This window comes from Reyranella sp. (genome assembly GCF_965279625.1).
In the GTDB taxonomy this organism is placed as follows: Bacteria; Pseudomonadota; Alphaproteobacteria; order Reyranellales; family Reyranellaceae; genus Reyranella.
On record NZ_OZ257251.1, the window covers coordinates 953,621 to 971,304 of the forward strand.

The window sequence follows — 17,684 nt, forward strand, 5'->3', positions numbered from 1 at the left end:
GAAGAAGGCTGCTAAGAAGAAGAAGCAGTAATTAGGAAAGGGCGGAGGTCAAAGGTTACTTTGGCCCCTCTAACAACGCCTTTAGGCTTCCGCGTGGGCGCCCTCTCTCAGGGCCCCACCGGAAGCCCCCTAAACAGAAGACCAGCATAAAGCCGATCCGACACTCCCGCTCGCGGGCGTGGAAAGGCGAAACTAGCCAAAGCGTCCGGCGACCTCGGTCTGCCGGACTTTTTTCTTTCCGGCTTGAACCCTGCCCGCTTTGCGCTTACATGGCGGAACATGGGTACTGACCAGTCAGTCAATACAGAAACTGCCAAGTCGGCCCGCGTACGGCGACCGGAAGATCGTGCCTCCGAGATCGCCCGCGCCGCTCTGGAGCTCTTTGTCACGCGAGGCTTCGCCGCCACCAAGCTCGAGGACGTCGCCAAGGCGGCGTCGGTCAGCAAGGGCCTCCCCTATCTCTACTTCAAGAACAAGGAAGAACTCTTCAAGGCGGTCATCGCCGAGGCCATCGCCGGTCCGCTGTCACGGGCAAATGACGTGATCGACCGCTTCGAAGGAACGAGCGAGGACCTGCTCCGCATCCTGGTGGCCGGCTTCCGCGCTTTCGAAGAGACCCCTGCCGGCGGGGTCGTGAAGCTGATCCTGGCCGAGGCCGGAAACTTCCCCGACGTCGCCGACTTCTACTGCACCGACTTCGATGTGCGGGGACGTGACCTTTTCATCCGCACGCTGCGCCGCGGCATAGCAAGCGGCGAGTTCCGCCCACTCCCCGATCTCGAAACCACCGCGATCGTCATCCTGCAGCCGCTCGCCATGTTCTCGGTCTGGAAGCGCTCCCTGGCGCCGTTCGACCCCAGCAAGGTCGACGGTGACCGTTTTTACACCGCCTATCTCGATTTCGTTCTCAAAGGGCTACGGCCATGAAGACCAGCGCCAAGATCATCATCGCCATCGTCGGCGCCGCCGTCATCCTGGGAGGCGGTGCCTTTGCGTGGAAGAACGGCAAGGGCACGACGCCGGCAGGCAGTGGTCCGGCTGTCACCAAAGCCGCGGACCGTACCCTCGAACTGATTCCGGCCGAGGTCCACACCATCAACCCGCGCGGTCTGGTCGATGTGGTCCGCTTCACCGGCACCACGCAGCCGATCGACCAGACCATTGTGAAGGGGCGCGTTGCCGGCCGGTTGGCCGAGGTTCTGGTGCGCGAAGGCGACCGGGTAACCCAAGGCCAGGTGCTTGCGCGCTTCGAGACGACAGAGTTGCAGGCCAAGATGAACGAGCGGCAGTCCGCGCTCGAGGCCGCCCGTGCCGACGCGCGCTGGACGGCACGCGACCGGTCCGACAAGGAGACACTGGCCAACCGCAACATCGTCTCGCAATCGGCGGCCGACCAGGCGCGCGCGACAGCCGAGAATCGCGCTTCCATGGTGGCCGTCGCCGAGGCCCAGCTCGACGTGGCCCGCAAGAACCTGGCCGATGCCGAGGTCAAGGCGCCTTTCGACGGCGTCGTTGGCGAGCGCATCGCCAACCAGGGCGAATCGCTGCCGATCGACGGCAAGATCCTGGCCCTTCTCGACACCAGCCACGTCGAGATATCCGCGCAGATGCCGGCCGCCGACGTCATCCGCATGAAGGTGGGCCAGGCCGCCCAGGTCACACTCGAAGGGTTCGGCGATCGCGTCTTCAACGGCAAGATCACCCGCATCAGCCCGACCACACAGGCCGGCTCCCGATCGATACCCGTCTACGTCGAGATCACGGATCGTCACGAGGCGCTGCGCGGCGGCCTGTTTGGCACCGGCAGCGTTACCGTGCAGGAGAAGGGTCACGCCCTCGCCGTCCCGGCCTCGGCGATGCGCAAGGACGACCAGGGCGAGTACGTGCTGATCGTCGAGGACGGCACGCTGGTCCGCAAGCCGGTGGGTGCCGTCCGAACCTGGTCGCGCGGCGAGCTCGTCGAGGTGAAAGGCCTGGAGTCGGGCATGACGGTGGTCTCGGCCCCCCTGCCCGGCTTGCACGCCGGACAGAAGGTCAAGCTCGTCGAGACACGCTAGGAGACGGCCGTGAAGCTCACCCAGATCGCGGTCGACAATCCGGTCTTCGCCACCATGATGATGGTGGCGTTGCTGGTGATGGGCCTGTTCTCCTATCGCCAGCTCGGTATCGACCAGTTTCCCAATGTCGATTTTCCCATCGTCGTGGTCACCACGGACTATCCCGGCGCGTCGCCGGAGACGGTCGAGAGCGAGATCAGCCGCAAGATCGAGGAATCGGTCAACGCCATCGCCGGCCTCAAGACGCTCACCTCGCGCTCGCTCGAGGGCAAGTCGATCGTCATCGCCGAATTCGAACTGTCGGTCCCTTCCGCCGTCGCCATCCAGGACGTCCGCGAGAAGGTCCAGATGGTCCGGGCGTCCTTCCGGCCGGAGATCAAGGAACCGCTGATCCAGCGCTTCAATCCCGACGACCAGCCGATCGTGTCGATCGCCGTTCGATCGGACGTCCGCTCGGTACGGGATCTCACGACGCTCGCCGACCAGATCATCATCAAGCGACTGCAGACCGTGCGCGACGTCGGCCGTGCCACCATCGCCGGCGGGCTGAAGCGCCAGATCAACATCGAGCTCGATCCCGGCCGCATGCATGCGCTCCGCGTCGGCGTGAACGACATCATGCGGGCGATCAAGGACGAGAATCAGAACTTTCCCGCCGGCAACGTCCAGCGCGGCAACGACGACCGCGTAATCGAGGTCACCGGCCGCGTCGTCGAGCCCGGCGACTTCGCCGACCTGATCGTGGCCCGCCGCGGCCAGGCGCCCGTCTATCTCCGGCAGGTGGCCAACGTGGTCGACGGACAACAGGAACTCGAGAACGTCGCCATGCTGAACGGCGAGCGGGCGCTCGCCATCGACGTGGTGAAGACCCAGGGCTCCAATACGATCGAGGTGGCGCGCGGCGTCCGTCGCGCCGTCGCGGAGTTGCAGGCCTCCCTGCCCGCCGACGTGAAGCTCGAGATCGTGCGCGACAGCTCGCGCGGCATCCAGAACTCGGTCGACAACGTCCAGCAGACCATGATCGAGGGCGGCCTGCTGACCATCGCCATCGTCTTCCTGTTCCTGCATTCCTGGCGCAGCACGGTGATTACGGGCCTCGCGCTGCCGATCTCGGTGTTCGGCGCCTTCATGGTGATGGCCGCCTTCGGTTTCACCTTGAACGTGCTGACCCTGATGGCGCTGAGCCTCGCCATCGGCATCCTGATCGACGATGCGATCGTGGTGCGCGAGAACATCATGCGCCATATCGGCTTCGGCAAGTCGCACCGCCAGGCCGCCATCGACGGCACAAACGAGATCGGGCTGGCCGTGCTCGCCACCACCTTCTGCATCGTGGCGGTGTTCCTGCCCGTCGCTTTCATGGGCGGCATCATCGGCCGCTTCTTCTTCCAGTTCGGCGTCATGGTCTCGGCCGCCGTGCTGATCTCCCTGTTCGTGTCCTTCACCCTCGACCCGATGCTGTCGTCGGTCTGGTACGACCCGCAGGCCCATGGCAACGGGCGCTTCGCCCGCATCGTCAATGGCGCGCAGGAAAAGGCCAATGGCGTCTATCGCGTGGTGCTCGCCTGGGCGCTGCGCTGGCCGAAGCTCACCCTGCTGATCGCGCTCGCGAGCTTCCTGGGCAGCTTCGCATTGCCGAAATACATCGGCTTCGAGTTCGTCCCGCAGGCCGATCTCGGCGAGCAGGTCGTCAGCATCGAAACGCCGGTTGGATCGTCGCTGGAATATACCGAGGCCAAGCTGCGCCAGGTCGACGCGGCGATCCGCGAGTTTCCAGAGGTCGACTACACCTACGGCACGGTCAACACCGGCTATGCCAACGGCAAGAACCAGGCGAGCCTGTATCTCAAGCTGAAGCCGCTGAAGCAGCGCACGCGTTCACCCGAACAGCTCGCCCAACCGATCCGCGAGCGGCTGGCCAGCATTCCGGGCATCCTGGTCTCGATCAACATTCCCGGCGGGCCGGGCGGTGGCGTCCAGAAGCAGCTTCAGCTTTCGCTGCAGGGGCCGGACACCAACGTGCTCGATGCGATCTCGCAGGACGTGATGAAGCGCGCCGCCGGAATCCGCGGCCTGGTCGATCTCGACCGCAACCTCAAGGCCGCCAAGCCGATCCTGTCGGTCCGCCTGCGCCGCGACGCCGCTTCCGACCTCGGCCTGGGATCGGCCGCGGTCGCGCAGTCGCTGCGCCCCCTCTTCGCCGGTGATGAAACCAGCCTGTGGCGGGCGCCGGACGGTGAGAACTACATGGTGATGGTGCGCCTGCCGACCGACGACCGCACGGGCATCGCCGACCTGCACCGTGTGTGGTTCACCGCCGGCACCGAACCGAACGGCCTGCCGCGCATGGTCCATATCGCGCAGATCGCCGACGTCGTGACCGATGTCGGCGCCTCGCAGATCAACCGCCGCGACCTCAACCGCGAGGTCCAGATCACGGCCAACGTCTACGGGCGCTCCGCCGGCGAGGTCTCGAGCGACCTGCAGCAGGTCCTGACCCAGATCAAGCTGCCGGCCGGCTATCGCTTCGTGTTCGGCGGCTCGACCAAGGACATGGCGGAGAGTGCCGGCTATGCCGGCCAGGCGCTGCTGATGGCGGTCATCCTGATCTACCTGATCCTGGCGTCGCAGTTCGGCAGCTTCCTGCAGCCGATCGCCATCATGATGTCGTTGCCGATGTCGCTGATCGGCGTGTTCCTCGGCCTGTTGATCGCCGGCACCACGCTCAACATCTTCTCGGCGATCGGCTTCATCATGCTGATGGGTCTCGTCACCAAGAACGCCATCCTGCTGGTCGACTTCTTCAATCAGGCCCGGGAGCGCGGAACGCCGGTCAACGAGGCCCTGCTCGAGGCCGGTACGATCCGGCTGCGGCCCATCCTGATGACCACGCTCGCCATGGTGTTCGGCATGCTCCCGCTGGCGCTGGGGCTGGGCGAAGGCGCCACGCAGCGCGCGCCAATGGCGCACGCCGTGATTGGCGGCCTGATCAGCTCGACCCTGCTGACCCTCGTCGTCGTGCCGGTGATGTTGATCTATATCGACCGTCTGAGCCTCTGGGCAACCCGCCGCTTCAGCCGCTCGGCGGACGAAATGGCCCGCGAACACAAGCCTGCCGAGTAGAAACAGCGACAACGAATGGCCATCGTACTGGCACGATTCACGCTATGCTGTCCTTATGCCGGATGATGCCCCGACAGTTGGTCTGCGCATCGTCGACTCGCTCAGCGCGGTCGACGCCGCCCAGTGGGATGCCTGCGCGCTCGCTCCGGGCTCGGCGGGCAACCCGTTCCTCAGCTACGGCTTCCTGAAGGCGCTGGAAGACTCGAAATCGGTGGGCCGGCGCACCGGCTGGCAGCCCCAATACCTGCTCGCGGAGTCGGACGACGGGACGCTCCAGGGGGCCGCCCCGGTCTACATCAAGAGCCATTCCCAGGGCGAGTACGTGTTCGACCATGGCTGGGCCCAGGCCCTGGAACGAGCCGGCGGCCGCTACTATCCCAAGCTCCAGGTCGCCGTGCCGTTCACGCCTGTCCCCGGGCCGCGCCTGTTCGCCCGCCCCGGCCCGCTGGCCGGTGCCGTCCGCGACGCCTTGATCGACATGCTGGCCAAGGTGGCAGACGACAACAACATCAGCTCGGTCCACGCCACCTTCTGCACCGAAGAGGAGTGGAAGCGCTTCGGCGCGCACGGCTGGCTGTTGCGCCTGGGTCAGCAGTATCACTGGAGCAACGACGGATACCGGACCTTCGACGACTTCCTCGGCGCCCTGGCCTCCCGCAAGCGCAAGGCGATCCGCAAGGAGCGCGAGGCCGTGCGGCGCGAGGGCCTCGTCATCCATACGCTGACCGGCGACGACATCCGGTCTGAACACTGGGACGCCTTCTTCGCCTTCTACATGGATACCGGCGGCCGCAAATGGGGCACGCCCTATCTCACGCGCTCCTTCTTCGACATTCTGGGTGCGACCATGGCCGACAAGGTCGTGCTGGTGCTGGCGGAAGCCGATGGCCGGCCCGTCGGCGGCGCCCTCAATCTCCGGGGCGACGACACGCTCTACGGACGTTACTGGGGCTGCCTCGAGAGCCACGCCTTCCTGCATTTCGAGGCCTGCTACTACCAGGCCATCGACTTTGCGATCGCCCACGGGCTGGCGAGAGTGGAGGCTGGGGCGCAAGGCGACCACAAGATCCAGCGCGGCTATCTTCCGGTCCCGACCTACTCGGCCCACTGGATCGTCGATCCGAGCTTCCGCCGCGCCGTGGACGACTACCTCAAGCGTGAACGCACGGCGGTGCAGCAGGAAATCGAAGGGCTGATGCAGTATTCGCCGTTCCGGAAAGAGAACGAGGGCTGACGGCCTACTTGGCCATCAGCACCCCGAAGAAGAAAACGACGAAGAAGACAAGCTGCTCGGTCAGTCCGAGCGGCGCCTGCCATCCGATCTTGTCGACGATGAACAGGACCACCCAGAACACCGCGGTGGCGAGCACCGCGGCGCGAAAGGCGATCCAGAGAGGCTTGAACGCACTCACTATTCGGCGAGCACCGGTTCCTGGCTCGCGGGCGGCAAGGCCCCCCGCTCAGGCGGCAGGAAAGTGAAGACGAGCTTACCAGCGTCGCCCGGCGCATCGACGTCGACCCGCACCGTGCCGCCGTCGGAGAGCTTGCCGAACAGCACCTCCTCGGCCAGCGGCTTCTTCACGTATTCCTGGATCACCCGGCCGAGTGGGCGGGCACCGAACAGCCTGTCGTAGCCCTTCTCCGCCAACCAGCGGCGGGCGCCGTCGGTCAGCTCGATGAAGACCTTGCGGTCGGCGAGCTGAACCTCGAGTTCCGCGACGAACTTGTCCACCACCTTGCCCATCGACTCCGGGCCGAGGCTGGCGAACTTGATGATCGCATCGAGGCGGTTGCGGAACTCCGGGGCGAACATGCGATTGATCGCCTCGTTGTCCTCGTCGTGCCGCTGCTCCCGGCCGAAGCCCAGCGCGGGCTTGGCGATATCGGCTGCACCCGCATTGGTGGTCATGCACAGGATGACATTGCGGAAATCCACCGTCCGGCCGTTATGGTCGGTGAGCTTGCCGTAATCCATGACCTGCAGCAGGACGTTGAAGACGTCCGGATGGGCCTTCTCGATTTCGTCGAACAGCACGACGCAATGCGGATGCTGGTTCACCTTGTCGGTGAGCAGGCCGCCCTGGTCGAAGCCGACATAGCCCGGCGGGGCGCCGATCAGGCGCGAGACGCTGTGCCGCTCCATGTATTCCGACATGTCGAAGCGGATGACCTCGAGGCCGAGCAGTCGCGCAAGCTGGCGCGTCACCTCGGTCTTGCCGACGCCGGTCGGGCCGGCCAGCAGGTAGCTGCCGATGGGCTTCTCCGGCGACCGCAGGCCCGCGCGCGCGAGTTTGATCGACGCGGCGAGCTGGTCGATCGCATGGTCCTGGCCGAACACGACCGTCTTCAGGTCGCGGTCAATGGTGCGCAGCATCTCGGTGTCGTCCTTGGAGACCGACTTCGGCGGGATGCGGGCGATCTTGGCGACGACGTCCTCTATGTCGGCCACCTCGATGACGGTCTTGCGGTCCGCCGGCGCACGCAGCATCTGGGCCGCGCCAACTTCGTCGATCACGTCGATCGCCTTGTCGGGCAGCTTGCGGTCGTGAATGTAGCGCGCCGACAGCTCCACCGCCGCCTTGATGGCGTCGTCGGTGAAGCTCACGTGATGGTGCTTCTCGTAGACGGGCTTGAGGCCGCGCATGATCTCGACGGCATCGCTGATCGTCGGCTCCGGCACGTCGATCTTCTGGAAGCGACGAACCAGCGCGCGGTCCTTCTCGAAGTAGTTGCGATACTCCTTGTAGGTCGTCGAGCCGATGCAGCGCAGCTCTCCCGACTGGAGGGAAGGCTTCAGCAGGTTCGACGCATCCATCGAGCCGCCCGACGTCGCGCCGGCGCCGATGATCGTGTGGATCTCGTCGATGAAGAGGACGGAGTGCGGCTTCTTCTTGAGTTCGGTCAGCACAGCCTTCAGCCGCTCCTCGAAGTCGCCGCGATAACGCGTACCGGCCAGGAGGGCGCCCATGTCGAGCGAGTAGATGACCGCTTCCTTCAGGACCTCCGGCACCTCGCCGTCGACGATCTTGCGGGCGAGGCCTTCGGCGATCGCGGTCTTTCCGACGCCAGGCTCGCCGACGTAGAGCGGGTTGTTCTTGGTACGACGGCACAGGACCTGAATGGTCCGCTCGACCTCGTGCTCGCGGCCGATCAGCGGATCGACCCGTCCTTCCCTGGCCTTCTGGTTGAGATCGACGCAATAGGTGGCGAGCGCCTCGTTGCCCTGCTTGGCCGCGGCCTCGCCGCCGGCCTCCTCCTCCGAGCCGCTGACGCGACGCGTGCGCGCGCGGCCCGGCACCTTGGCCTTTCCATGACTGATGTAGTCGACGGCATCCAGCCGGGTCATGCCCTGGTTCTCGAGGAACGAGACGGCATGGCTGTCGCGCTCGGAGAACAAGGCGACCAGCACATTGGCGCCCGTCACCTCATTTCGCCCCGAAGACTGCACGTGGACGGCCGCGCGCTGGACGACGCGCTGGAAACCGGCGGTCGGCAGAGGCTCGCTGGCACTCTGGGTGATGATGCCCTTGAGCCGATTGTCGACGAAGGTTTCGAGGTCGTGCCTCAACCGGTCGATGTCGACCCCGCAGGCTTTGAGAACGGGCATCGCATCCTCGTCCTCCGTCATGGACAAGAGCAGATGCTCGAGCGTCGCATATTCATGACGGCGCTCGCCTGCGAGCCCGAAGGCGCGATGCAGGGACTTCTCGAGGTTCTTGGACAGCATGGACATCGAACCACCTCGACTGGAAAAACGAACTACTCTTGGTCGTCGTTACTCTTTCTCCAATGTGCACTGGAGAGGGTGCTGATTCTTACGCGCATAGTCGACCGTTTGGGTCACTTTGGTTTCAGCGATCTCATAGGTGTAGACCCCGCAGACCCCAACGCCCTTCTGATGGACGTGCAACATGACCTCGGTCGCCTCTTCGCGGTTCTTCTGGAAGATGTTCTGCAGAACGTCGACCACGAACTCCATCGGCGTGTAGTCGTCGTTCAGCATCAGAACCTTGTACATCGACGGCTTCTTGGTCCGCGTCCGCGTGAGCGTCAGCGCGCCGGTGCGGCCGTCGTCACCGCCTTCGCCGTCGTCCCGGCGCGGCGGCTGCTCAGGCGGCCCACCGGGCGGTCCTTGGGGGGGCTCGCCCGCACCGCCGAGCCGCCATTCGCCTGCGTTGCGCAGAAAGTCCATCGTTGTCGTCACGCTCCCAAACCAAGACACTCGTGAATTATATAGGTAGCGTTACGGATTCCGCTACCTCGGCCGGAGACCATCCTTTCCCACGACCAGCATCCAGCGATCGGCGCGGGCGCGGTGAAGCGGTGCGTTCCAGTCGCGCCGTAGCTCCGCGGGCTCGAGCTTGCGGGGCGGATTGACAGGGATGGGCACCTTGTCCCATGAGAACAGCTTGGCCGCGAATTTCACGTTCGCGAAGCCGTCCGTCGGATAATGATAGGCTTGGAAGCCCCACACGCCATTCCGGCACGAGGCGACGGTCCACCAGAAGTCGTTGTCGGGCAGCCGCATCCCGTCCCGCGGAGGACCAAAGGCGCGGCTCTCTTCCAGCAGTGCCAGGAGTTCACGGGTTTCGTCCGTGCTCAGGATGCGCTGACCGCCCTTCATGCTCCACGGCGCGAATATGTCCTTCGGGTTTGAAATGAGCATGTTGGTGATGCCGGTCGTGACAGTGCCCTGCCCCTCGAGCACGCCGATGTTCATGCCGGCCACGCCATCGGGCTGCAGGTAGATGTCGTAGGCGCGGACCTGCTCCTCCCAGAGGGCGTTGTAGATGAGCCTGAGACGGCTTCGGCCTCCCGGCACGCAGGCAGCACGGATATCGTCGGCCGCGACGAAGTCGAACCAATGGAAGCTGCGTACGACCGGCAACTCGACATTGCGATCCGGCCTCTGCGCCATGGCGGGCGCCGCCGACAGAGCGGTCAAGGCAGCCAACGCCAGCAAACAAGCCTTCATCACGCCTCCTTTTACGAAGGCTTGCATAATCCGAACCAACTAGGGCAGCAGAGCGGCATGACCAAAGTTGCATACCCCTACAAACTTTAGTAAAGTTCAAGCAACAGCTCATAACCTATTGGATGAGCACAAGAATCTGATTTCGCGTGTGGCGTATTCGCAATGATTTTTCCCCTCAGGCGAATTGCGGTCGGCTTTTCCTGGGTCGCCGTCAGCATTCTTTTTCTAGGTGCCTCGCTCGCGCCGTCCCCGGTTGACGCCCAAACTCAAGCGAAGTCGGTCAAGCGGGCCGCCCCGCCTGCCAAGGCCCGCGCCAAGGCCGCATCGCGCAATGCTTCCTCCTCGTGGGTGGCCAATCCCGGCGTCACAGGCAAGGAATCCTACCTGATCGTCGATGCCACGAGCGGCCGTGAACTCGCCTCCGATCGCGCCGATGAGCTCCGGCATCCCGCGTCCGTCACCAAGTTGATGACGATCTACCTCACCTTTTCGGCTCTGGATTCGGGTCGGCTGTCACTTGGCGACGCGCTCCCGGTCTCCGTGAATGCCCTGAATGCTCCCCCCACGAAGATGGGCATGACGCCGGGGGGCACCGTCAACGTGCGCGACGCCACGATGGCGCTGGTTACGCGCTCGGCCAACGATGCCGCCGTGCTGCTGGCCGAAGGCCTCGCCGGCAGCGAAGAGGCGTTCGCCCGCGTGATGACGCAGAAGGCGCGCCAGCTCGGCATGAGTTCGACGGTGTTCCGGAATGCCTCGGGCCTGCCCAACAGCGAGCAGGTCACGACCGCCCGCGATCTCGCCAAGCTCGCCAACGCGCTGATGCGCGACTATCCGCACTACTACGCGATCTTCTCGGTGCAGAGCTACTCCTACCGCGGCCGCACCCTCGAGAACCACAACCGCATGCTCGGCAACTACGAAGGCGCCGACGGATTGAAGACGGGGTATACCAACGCGTCCGGGTTCAACCTCGTGATGTCGGCAGTGCGCGACAACCGCCGCCTGATCGGTGTCGTCATGGGCGGCACCAGCGCCGCGCAGCGCGACCGGACGATGGCCGCTCTCATGGATCGCGGCTTCGCGCTCGCTGCGGCCATGCAACTCTCGCCCTGGACGTCCGTGCGCAAGCCGCCGTCGGCGCGCTACACCGCCGCCCAGTTCGATCCCGGCGCCGGCTTCGCGGAGGCCTACCGCCCGCCCGCCGCGGCGCAGGCGCAGACGCAGCAGGCACAGCAGCCGCAGGTGAGTCCGAAGTATGCGGGCTTCGTGGCCCCCGCGCCGGCAAAGCCCGCGACCACGGCAGCCTTTGCTGCAGTTCCTCCGCCCGCCTCTCCCGCGGGTTCGGACACGCCTGCTCTCGGAAGCTGGGTGATCCAGGTGGGCTCGTTCAGCGATCCGCAGGCCGCTCAGGCGGCCCTGGAGCGGGCGACCGCGGCCCTGCCCGACTCGCGCTCGGCCTCCGCGATCGTCGACGAAGTGCAGATGGCGAACCGCGTCTTCCATCGCGCACGACTGATCAACCTGTCCCAGGAACAGGCGACCGAAGGCTGCAAGCGGCTCGAAAAGCGTAAGGTCTATTGCTCGGCGCTCCAGGTCACTGCCTGGAATACGCCGGGTGCACGCTGAGCGCTCTCTTCAGCCGGTCCACGAACGATTTCTTGTGGCGGCTCTGCCAGACCGCCAGGTCCCACGTCTCCCGGCTGGGCTTTAGCCGCGACTGGATCGGCTCGAAAACCGACACCACGGTCATCTTCCCCAGCACCTTCACCCGCAGCGGCACGATCCGATAGCCCGGTCCTTCATAGGCCGCGAGGTGCGCGACGTCCCGGGCACTGAGCCCCCCCACGATCGCACCCGACACTTCGCCGGAAGGATCGGCAATGACGATCGGATAGGTCGCGCCTTGAACGCGGCGCCGGGCGTGTCCCGGCAGCCTTGCCGCCGTATACGCCTGCGGCGGCAACCGCCGCCCCAGGACCAGAGCCGTCACGTCACGATCGAGCAACGTGCCGTAGAAGAAGAAGCGCATCAGTGATGGCCGGACGAGGCGTCGTCCGGAAGCTCCACTCCACACGCCGCCAGGGCGGCCTTGAGATCCTTCATCAGCCGCTCGAGACCAGCGTCGTCGGCCGCCTCGCAGCGCGCGACCAGAACAGGCTGCGTGTTCGAGGCCCTCAGGAGCCACCAACCGTCCTTGGTGCTGACCCGAACGCCATCGATGTCGGAGAACGTGGCACCGTCCTTCTCCAGGCGCGCCTTGACCTTCTCGACAACGCCGAACTTCTGGTCGTCGGGGCAGTCGAAGCGCAGCTCGGGTGTATTGACCGGCTGGGGCAGCCCGTCCCGCATTTGCGCCAGGCTCTCCGTCGAATTCGCCACGATGTTGAGCAGACGCAGGCCGCAATAGAGCGCGTCGTCGAAACCGTAGAAAGTGTCAGCGAAGAACACGTGGCCGCTCATCTCGCCGGCGAGCGGTGAGCCGATCTCGGCCATCTTGCTCTTGATGAGCGAATGGCCGGTTTTGTACATCATAGGCTTGCCGCCGGCCTTGGCGATCTCGTCGAACAGGACCTGGCTCGCCTTCACGTCGGCGATGATGGTCGCGCCCGGATTGGTCTTGAGCACGTCGCGCGACCAAAGCACCAGCAGCTGGTCGCCCCAAAGGATGCGGCCCTTGCCGTCGACCGCGCCGATGCGGTCGCCGTCGCCGTCGAAGGCGATGCCGAGGTCGCAGCCATGCTTCTTCACCTCGGCAATCAACTGCTCGAGGTTCTTCGGCACGGTGGGGTCGGGATGGTGCGACGGGAAGGTTCCGTCGACCTTCTCGTTCAGCACGAAATGCTCGCCTTCCAGCTTGTCGACGACGGCGCGGATCGAGACGCCGACCGCGCCGTTGCCGGTATCCCAGGCGACCTTGAGCTTCTTGCCGGGCTTGACGTCCCGCAGGAGACGGGCGGCATAGTCGGCGAGGATGGCCACTTTCTCGACCTTGCCCGCCCCCGTTTCCCAGTCGCCCTTGCCCGCCATTTCGCCAAGCTTCTGGATGTCGGCGCCGAAGAACGACTTCTTGCCCATCATCATCTTGAAGCCGTTGTAGTCCGGCGGATTGTGCGATCCGGTGATCTGGATCCCGCCGTCGGCCTCGAGATGATACACGGCGAAATAGAGCATCGGCGTTGCGGCCAGACCGATGTCGACCACATCGATCCCGGCCGAGGTCAGACCTTCGATGCACGCGGCCGCAAGCTCGGGAGAACTCAGCCTTCCATCGTAGCCCAGCGCGACCCGCTTGCCGCCCTTCCGGCGGACGAGTGTACCCAACGTACGTCCGATCGCCCGCGCATCGGCAGCATGCACCGTTCCGCCCACAATGCCGCGAATGTCGTACTCACGCAGGATGCTCGGATCGAACTTGTGCGCCATTTGGCTCATACATGGACTCCGGAAAAGGATCTTGGGGAAATTCAGCCGTGTGCGACAGGCCGGCCGATACTGTCGTACGCGAAGCCGAGCGACCGCATCTCACCGGGATCGAAGATGTTGCGAAGGTCGACGATCCGGGGCTCGCGCATCGCTTCCTTGATGCGCCGCGGGTCCAGGCCGCGGAACTCGTGCCACTCGGTGATGACCACCAGAACATCGGCCCCCGTGGCTGCCTCGTAGGCGTTCTGGGTGAAGATCACATCCTTCATCAGGCGCGCCGCTTCGATCATACCCTCTGGGTCGAAGGCCACGATCTTGCCGCCGGCGGCCTGCAGAGCGGGCACGATGTCGAGGGACGGCGCGTCGCGCATGTCGTCGGTGTTTGCCTTGAATGTAAGCCCCAACACGCCGATCGTGAGACCCGCTACCGAGCCGCCGCAGAAGTCGATGACCTTCTGCGCCATCTTCTTCTTGCGGCTGTTATTCACCTGAATGACCTGCTCGACGAGCGTCTGAGGTGCATCGACCTCGCGCGCGGTGTAGGCCAGCGCGAGCGTATCCTTGGGGAAGCAGGAGCCGCCGAACCCCGGTCCCGGATGGAGGAACTTGCGGCCAATGCGGCCATCGAGCCCGATTCCGCGCGCCACGTCATGCACGTCGGCGCCGACTTTCTCGCAAAGGTCGGCGATTTCGTTGATGAAAGTGATCTTCGTCGCGAGAAAGGCATTCCCCGCGTACTTCGTGACCTCGGCCGTCTCGATATTGGTGAAGACCATCGGCGTCTGGATCAGGTTGAGCGGACGGTAGACCGTCGACATGACATCGCGCGCCCGCTGGCTCTCGACCCCGATCACGACACGGTCGGGCTTCATGAAGTCTTCGATCGCCGCGCCCTCGCGGAGGAACTCTGGGTTGGAGGCAACGTCGAACTCTGCCGCAGGTTGAGACTCGCGGATGATGCGGGCGACTTCGCGGCCCGTCCCCACCGGCACCGTCGACTTGTTCACGATCACCGTATAGCCGCGTATCGCCTGCGCGATCTCCGCTGCAGCGGCATAAACGTAGGACAGATCGGCATGGCCATCGCCGCGGCGCGTCGGCGTGCCCACGGCGATGAACACGGCATCGGCATCGCCGACCGCGTCACCGAGCTGCGTGCTGAAGCTCAGCCGGCCGGATCGCGCATTGTCTGCGACCAGCTTGTCCAGCCCCGGCTCGAAGATCGGGATTTCGCCTTTGCGCAGCCGCTCGATCTTGCCGGCATCCTTGTCGACACAAATCACGTCATGGCCGAATTGCGCAAAGCACGCTCCGGATACCAACCCGACATAGCCGGAACCGATCATGGCAATTCGCATATGTTCAGCCTTTCACAAGACGATCCAAGAGAGCCCGCGTTTCCACGGCGGTATCGGCGCGGTGCAGGGCCACGGCGACATTGGCCTCGAGGAAACCGAGACGGCTGCCGCAATCGTAACGCTTCCCAGCATATCGCAGCGCGTGGAAAGGTTTGTGACCGATCATTTTGGCCATGGCGTCCGTCAGCTGGATTTCCCCGCCGGCGCCGGTCTCGTGCCGATCGAGGTGGTCGAACACTTCAGGCAGCAGCACGTACCGGCCAATCAAGGCGAGGGTCGAAGGTGCTTCTTCCGGCTTGGGCTTTTCCACCATCCCGGTGATTTCCGACAGGTTGCCCTGCTCGTTCTTCACGGCCGCGATACCGTAACTCTTGGTCTGCTCGCGCGGCACGTCCATCACGGCCACGACGCTGCCGCCCGTCTTCTCGTGCGCCTGCACGAGCTGGCCGATGCAGCTCGGCGTGTCGAGCGTCAGCTCGTCCGGCAGCAGGACGGCAAACGGCTCGTTGCCTATCCAGTGGCGGGCGCACCAGACGGCGTGGCCGAGACCGAGCGGCTTCTGCTGGCGCGTGAAGATGGCATTGCCCGGCTTGATCGTGGCGTCCTGCGTCTGCTTCAGCTCGGGGGCCTTCTTGCGTTGCTCGAGCGTCGCTTCGAGCTCGAACGCGTGATCGAAATGATCCTCCAGGGCGCCCTTGTTGCGCCCGGATACGAAGACGAACTCCTCGATACCCGCGGCGAGGCACTCCTCGACGGCGTACTGGATGAGAGGCCGGTCGACGACGGTCAGCATCTCCTTGGGCATCGCTTTGGTCGCGGGCAGGAATCTCGTTCCAAGGCCGGCGACCGGCAGGACGGCTTTACGAACACGCTGCGCCATGCTGATCGACCTCATTCAACGGCGGGATTGTATATTAAAATCAATGATTTGACAGGATCGTGGCAAGCCCACGCCGCTTGATGCCATGTCGGCGCTCTCACTGGCAAGGTCAACCGCCAAGCAACACATCCTTGGCACGGTTGATCCGCGCGGCGAGGTCGGCCGTCCCGCCGACATCCGGGTGCATCCGCTGGATGAGGCGTCGATGGGCCGCGCGTATGTCTTCCACGGTGGCGCCCTCCGCCAGGCCGAGGACCGCCAGCGCATCGTCGCGCGTCATGTCGGCCCCTGCGCCGCGCGGCGGCGGTGCGTGCTGGGCGCTGCGCCAGTCCGCACCGAGGCGGCGGTCGAGATACGCTTCGAGGACCCTGAGCGAATCGGCGTCGGTTGCACACTCCCTCCGTAGATCGAGAAGCTCGGCATCCGTGAGCACGTCGAGCGTACGTCCAGCGAACCGCCCCGCAAGCACCGAGCCGCCGACGTCGCCGCTCGCATGATCGATCCAAGCCTGCAGGAACGCGGTTTTGACCTCCGTGCGATGGCTTGCGCCCGGTGAACTGAAACCTCCCGACGGGCGTTGCCGCACGGCGCGGGCGATCAAGGCGGTGATGACAACGCCCGCGAGGCCGAGCAGCTCCGGCATGAGTCCAGGCAGGAAGCGCAGGCCGAAAATCAGCAGGCCGCCCGCGCCGATACCCCCCAGAACCACCATCACGACACGCAGGACGCGCGCCATCGAGGAGGGATTTGCCCTCAGGAACCAGGCGATGACCAAGGCGAAGGCGGCAAATGCGAGGAGCGCCAGAAGGAGCGCAGCTGGCATGCTACTGCTGGGTCGTTGGCGCCCGCGGCGCCGGCGTTTGCGGCTGGGTCTGGGACTGGGATTCCGCTCGTTCACGCTGGATCTGGCGCCAGCGCTCGACGTTCCGGTTGTGCTCTGGCAGCGTCAGCGCGAAGGCGTGGCCGCCCTGGCCGTCGGCGACGAAGAACAGCGAGCGATCGCGCGCCGGGTTGGTCGCCGCGACGATCGAGGCCCGTCCCGGGTTGCAGATCGGCCCGCGCGGCAGGCCCACGATCGCGTAGGTATTGAACGGCGTGTTCGACTGCAGGTCCGCCCGCGTCAGGTCTCGGCCGAGCGGCGCCTTGCCTTCCGTCAGGCCGTAGATGGTTGTGGGATCGCTCTCGAGCTTCATGCGGCGGCGCAGCCGGTTGATGAACACCGCGGCCACCTTGGTGCGCTCCGACGGCACCGCCGTCTCCTTCTCGATCATCGACGCCAGGATGAGCGCCTCGCGCTTGTTGGCAAGCGGCAGGCCGGCGGCGCGCTTGCGCCAAGCCTCGTCGAGCGTCTTCTCCATCGCCTCCTTCATGCGCAGAAGCAGCCCGTCCCGGGTATCGTCGCGCGAATAGAAGTAGGTTTCAGGCAGGAGATCACCCTCCTTCACGTCGAGCGTGATGTCTCCGGTGAGCGCTTCAGTCTTGCGCACCAGGTCCAGCACTTCGGGGGTCGTCATGCCCTCGGGAATCGTGAGGCGACGCTGCACGACCTTCCCCGACTGCAGGAGCTCCACGAGCGCCTGCATCGAGGTATGGGCCGGCACCTCGTATTCACCTGCCTTGATGGGCTTGGGCGACGGATCGATCATCAGCGCCACGCGGAACAGGCGCGGGTGGGCGATGACCCCCTCCTCCTGCAACAGCTTGGACATGGTGGTCGGTCCGGCGCCGCGCGGGATCACGATGTTCTTGGTCGTGGCGAGCGGTCCCTCCGCCGTGAGAATGGCGTGGCCCAGATAGACCGAGCCGCCCATCACGGTGGCGAACAGGGCGATGAAGAAGAGAACCCAGCGGAAGTAGCTGAGCAT

15 protein-coding genes are annotated in these 17,684 nt (G+C 65.1%); 5 read left to right on the plus strand and 10 right to left on the minus strand.

Annotated elements, in window-relative coordinates; genetic code table 11:
* Nucleotides 1-279: 279 nt before the first annotated feature.
* Genes ACQY78_RS04590 through ACQY78_RS04605 form a run of 4 tightly spaced genes read left to right on the plus strand, consistent with a single transcriptional unit; the run spans nucleotide 280 to nucleotide 6,414 of the window.
* Complete coding sequence (locus ACQY78_RS04590; protein WP_428683186.1) at nucleotides 280-927, plus strand: TetR/AcrR family transcriptional regulator; 648 nt, start codon at nucleotides 280-282, stop codon at nucleotides 925-927.
* On the plus strand, nucleotides 924-2,057 hold the full coding sequence (locus ACQY78_RS04595; protein ID WP_428683188.1) for an efflux RND transporter periplasmic adaptor subunit: 1,134 nt from the start codon (nucleotides 924-926) through the stop codon (nucleotides 2,055-2,057). The genes ACQY78_RS04590 and ACQY78_RS04595 overlap by 4 nt, the downstream gene beginning before the upstream one ends.
* A 9-nt stretch (nucleotides 2,058-2,066) precedes the next feature.
* Complete coding sequence (locus tag ACQY78_RS04600) at nucleotides 2,067-5,180, plus strand: efflux RND transporter permease subunit (RefSeq protein WP_428683190.1); 3,114 nt, start codon at nucleotides 2,067-2,069, stop codon at nucleotides 5,178-5,180.
* A 55-nt stretch (nucleotides 5,181-5,235) separates the two neighbouring features.
* A complete protein-coding gene (locus tag ACQY78_RS04605) occupies nucleotides 5,236-6,414 on the plus strand; it encodes a GNAT family N-acetyltransferase (RefSeq protein ID WP_428683192.1) in 1,179 nt (392 codons plus the stop codon).
* 4 nt (nucleotides 6,415-6,418) lie between these two features.
* Here the strand turns inward: ACQY78_RS04605 and ACQY78_RS04610 are convergent, their stop codons facing one another.
* From ACQY78_RS04610 to ACQY78_RS04625, 4 genes are all read right to left on the minus strand, one after another.
* Nucleotides 6,419-6,592 carry a hypothetical protein gene (locus tag ACQY78_RS04610; RefSeq protein WP_428683194.1) on the minus strand — a complete coding sequence of 58 codons (174 nt, stop codon included), beginning with the start codon at nucleotides 6,590-6,592 and terminating at the stop codon, nucleotides 6,419-6,421.
* Nucleotides 6,592-8,913, minus strand: coding sequence for an ATP-dependent Clp protease ATP-binding subunit ClpA (gene clpA / locus ACQY78_RS04615; RefSeq protein ID WP_428683196.1), 2,322 nt, complete (start codon nucleotides 8,911-8,913; stop codon nucleotides 6,592-6,594). The genes ACQY78_RS04610 and clpA overlap by 1 nt, the downstream gene beginning before the upstream one ends.
* Nucleotides 8,914-8,955: 42 nt before the next feature.
* A complete protein-coding gene (clpS, locus tag ACQY78_RS04620) occupies nucleotides 8,956-9,372 on the minus strand; it encodes an ATP-dependent Clp protease adapter ClpS (protein ID WP_428683198.1) in 417 nt (138 codons plus the stop codon).
* Nucleotides 9,373-9,435: 63 nt separating this feature from the next.
* Nucleotides 9,436-10,155, minus strand: coding sequence for a hypothetical protein (locus tag ACQY78_RS04625; protein ID WP_428683200.1), 720 nt, complete (start codon nucleotides 10,153-10,155; stop codon nucleotides 9,436-9,438).
* 162 nt (nucleotides 10,156-10,317) lie between these two features.
* Here ACQY78_RS04625 and ACQY78_RS04630 point away from each other — a divergent pair, with 162 nt between their 5' ends.
* Nucleotides 10,318-11,784, plus strand: a complete 1,467-nt coding sequence (locus tag ACQY78_RS04630) for a serine hydrolase (RefSeq protein ID WP_428683202.1) — start codon at nucleotides 10,318-10,320, stop codon at nucleotides 11,782-11,784.
* Here the strand turns inward: ACQY78_RS04630 and ACQY78_RS04635 are convergent.
* The 6 genes from ACQY78_RS04635 to mltG all read right to left on the minus strand — a co-directional run bounded on the left by ACQY78_RS04635 (nucleotide 11,753) and on the right by mltG (nucleotide 17,684).
* Entirely contained in the window at nucleotides 11,753-12,187 is a 435-nt protein-coding gene (locus ACQY78_RS04635; protein ID WP_428683204.1) for a gamma-glutamylcyclotransferase family protein, read from the minus strand. The two genes, ACQY78_RS04630 and ACQY78_RS04635, sit on opposite strands and share 32 nt — an antisense overlap.
* A complete protein-coding gene (gene pgmG / locus ACQY78_RS04640) occupies nucleotides 12,187-13,590 on the minus strand; it encodes a phosphoglucomutase/phosphomannomutase PgmG (RefSeq protein WP_428683206.1) in 1,404 nt (467 codons plus the stop codon). Before pgmG ends, ACQY78_RS04635 begins: the two co-directional genes overlap by 1 nt.
* A 32-nt stretch (nucleotides 13,591-13,622) precedes the next feature.
* Nucleotides 13,623-14,939 (minus strand): UDP-glucose dehydrogenase family protein, encoded by a 1,317-nt coding sequence (locus ACQY78_RS04645; protein ID WP_428683208.1) that lies wholly within the window; start codon nucleotides 14,937-14,939, stop codon nucleotides 13,623-13,625.
* Nucleotides 14,940-14,943: 4 nt separating this feature from the next.
* Entirely contained in the window at nucleotides 14,944-15,819 is an 876-nt protein-coding gene (gene galU, locus ACQY78_RS04650) for a UTP--glucose-1-phosphate uridylyltransferase GalU (protein ID WP_428683210.1), read from the minus strand.
* Between the two features lie 109 nt (nucleotides 15,820-15,928).
* A complete protein-coding gene (locus ACQY78_RS04655) occupies nucleotides 15,929-16,642 on the minus strand; it encodes a DnaJ domain-containing protein (RefSeq protein WP_428683212.1) in 714 nt (237 codons plus the stop codon).
* Between the two features lies 1 nt (nucleotide 16,643).
* Nucleotides 16,644-17,684: an endolytic transglycosylase MltG gene (gene mltG / locus ACQY78_RS04660; protein ID WP_428683214.1), complete on the minus strand. Its 1,041-nt coding sequence runs from the start codon at nucleotides 17,682-17,684 to the stop codon at nucleotides 16,644-16,646.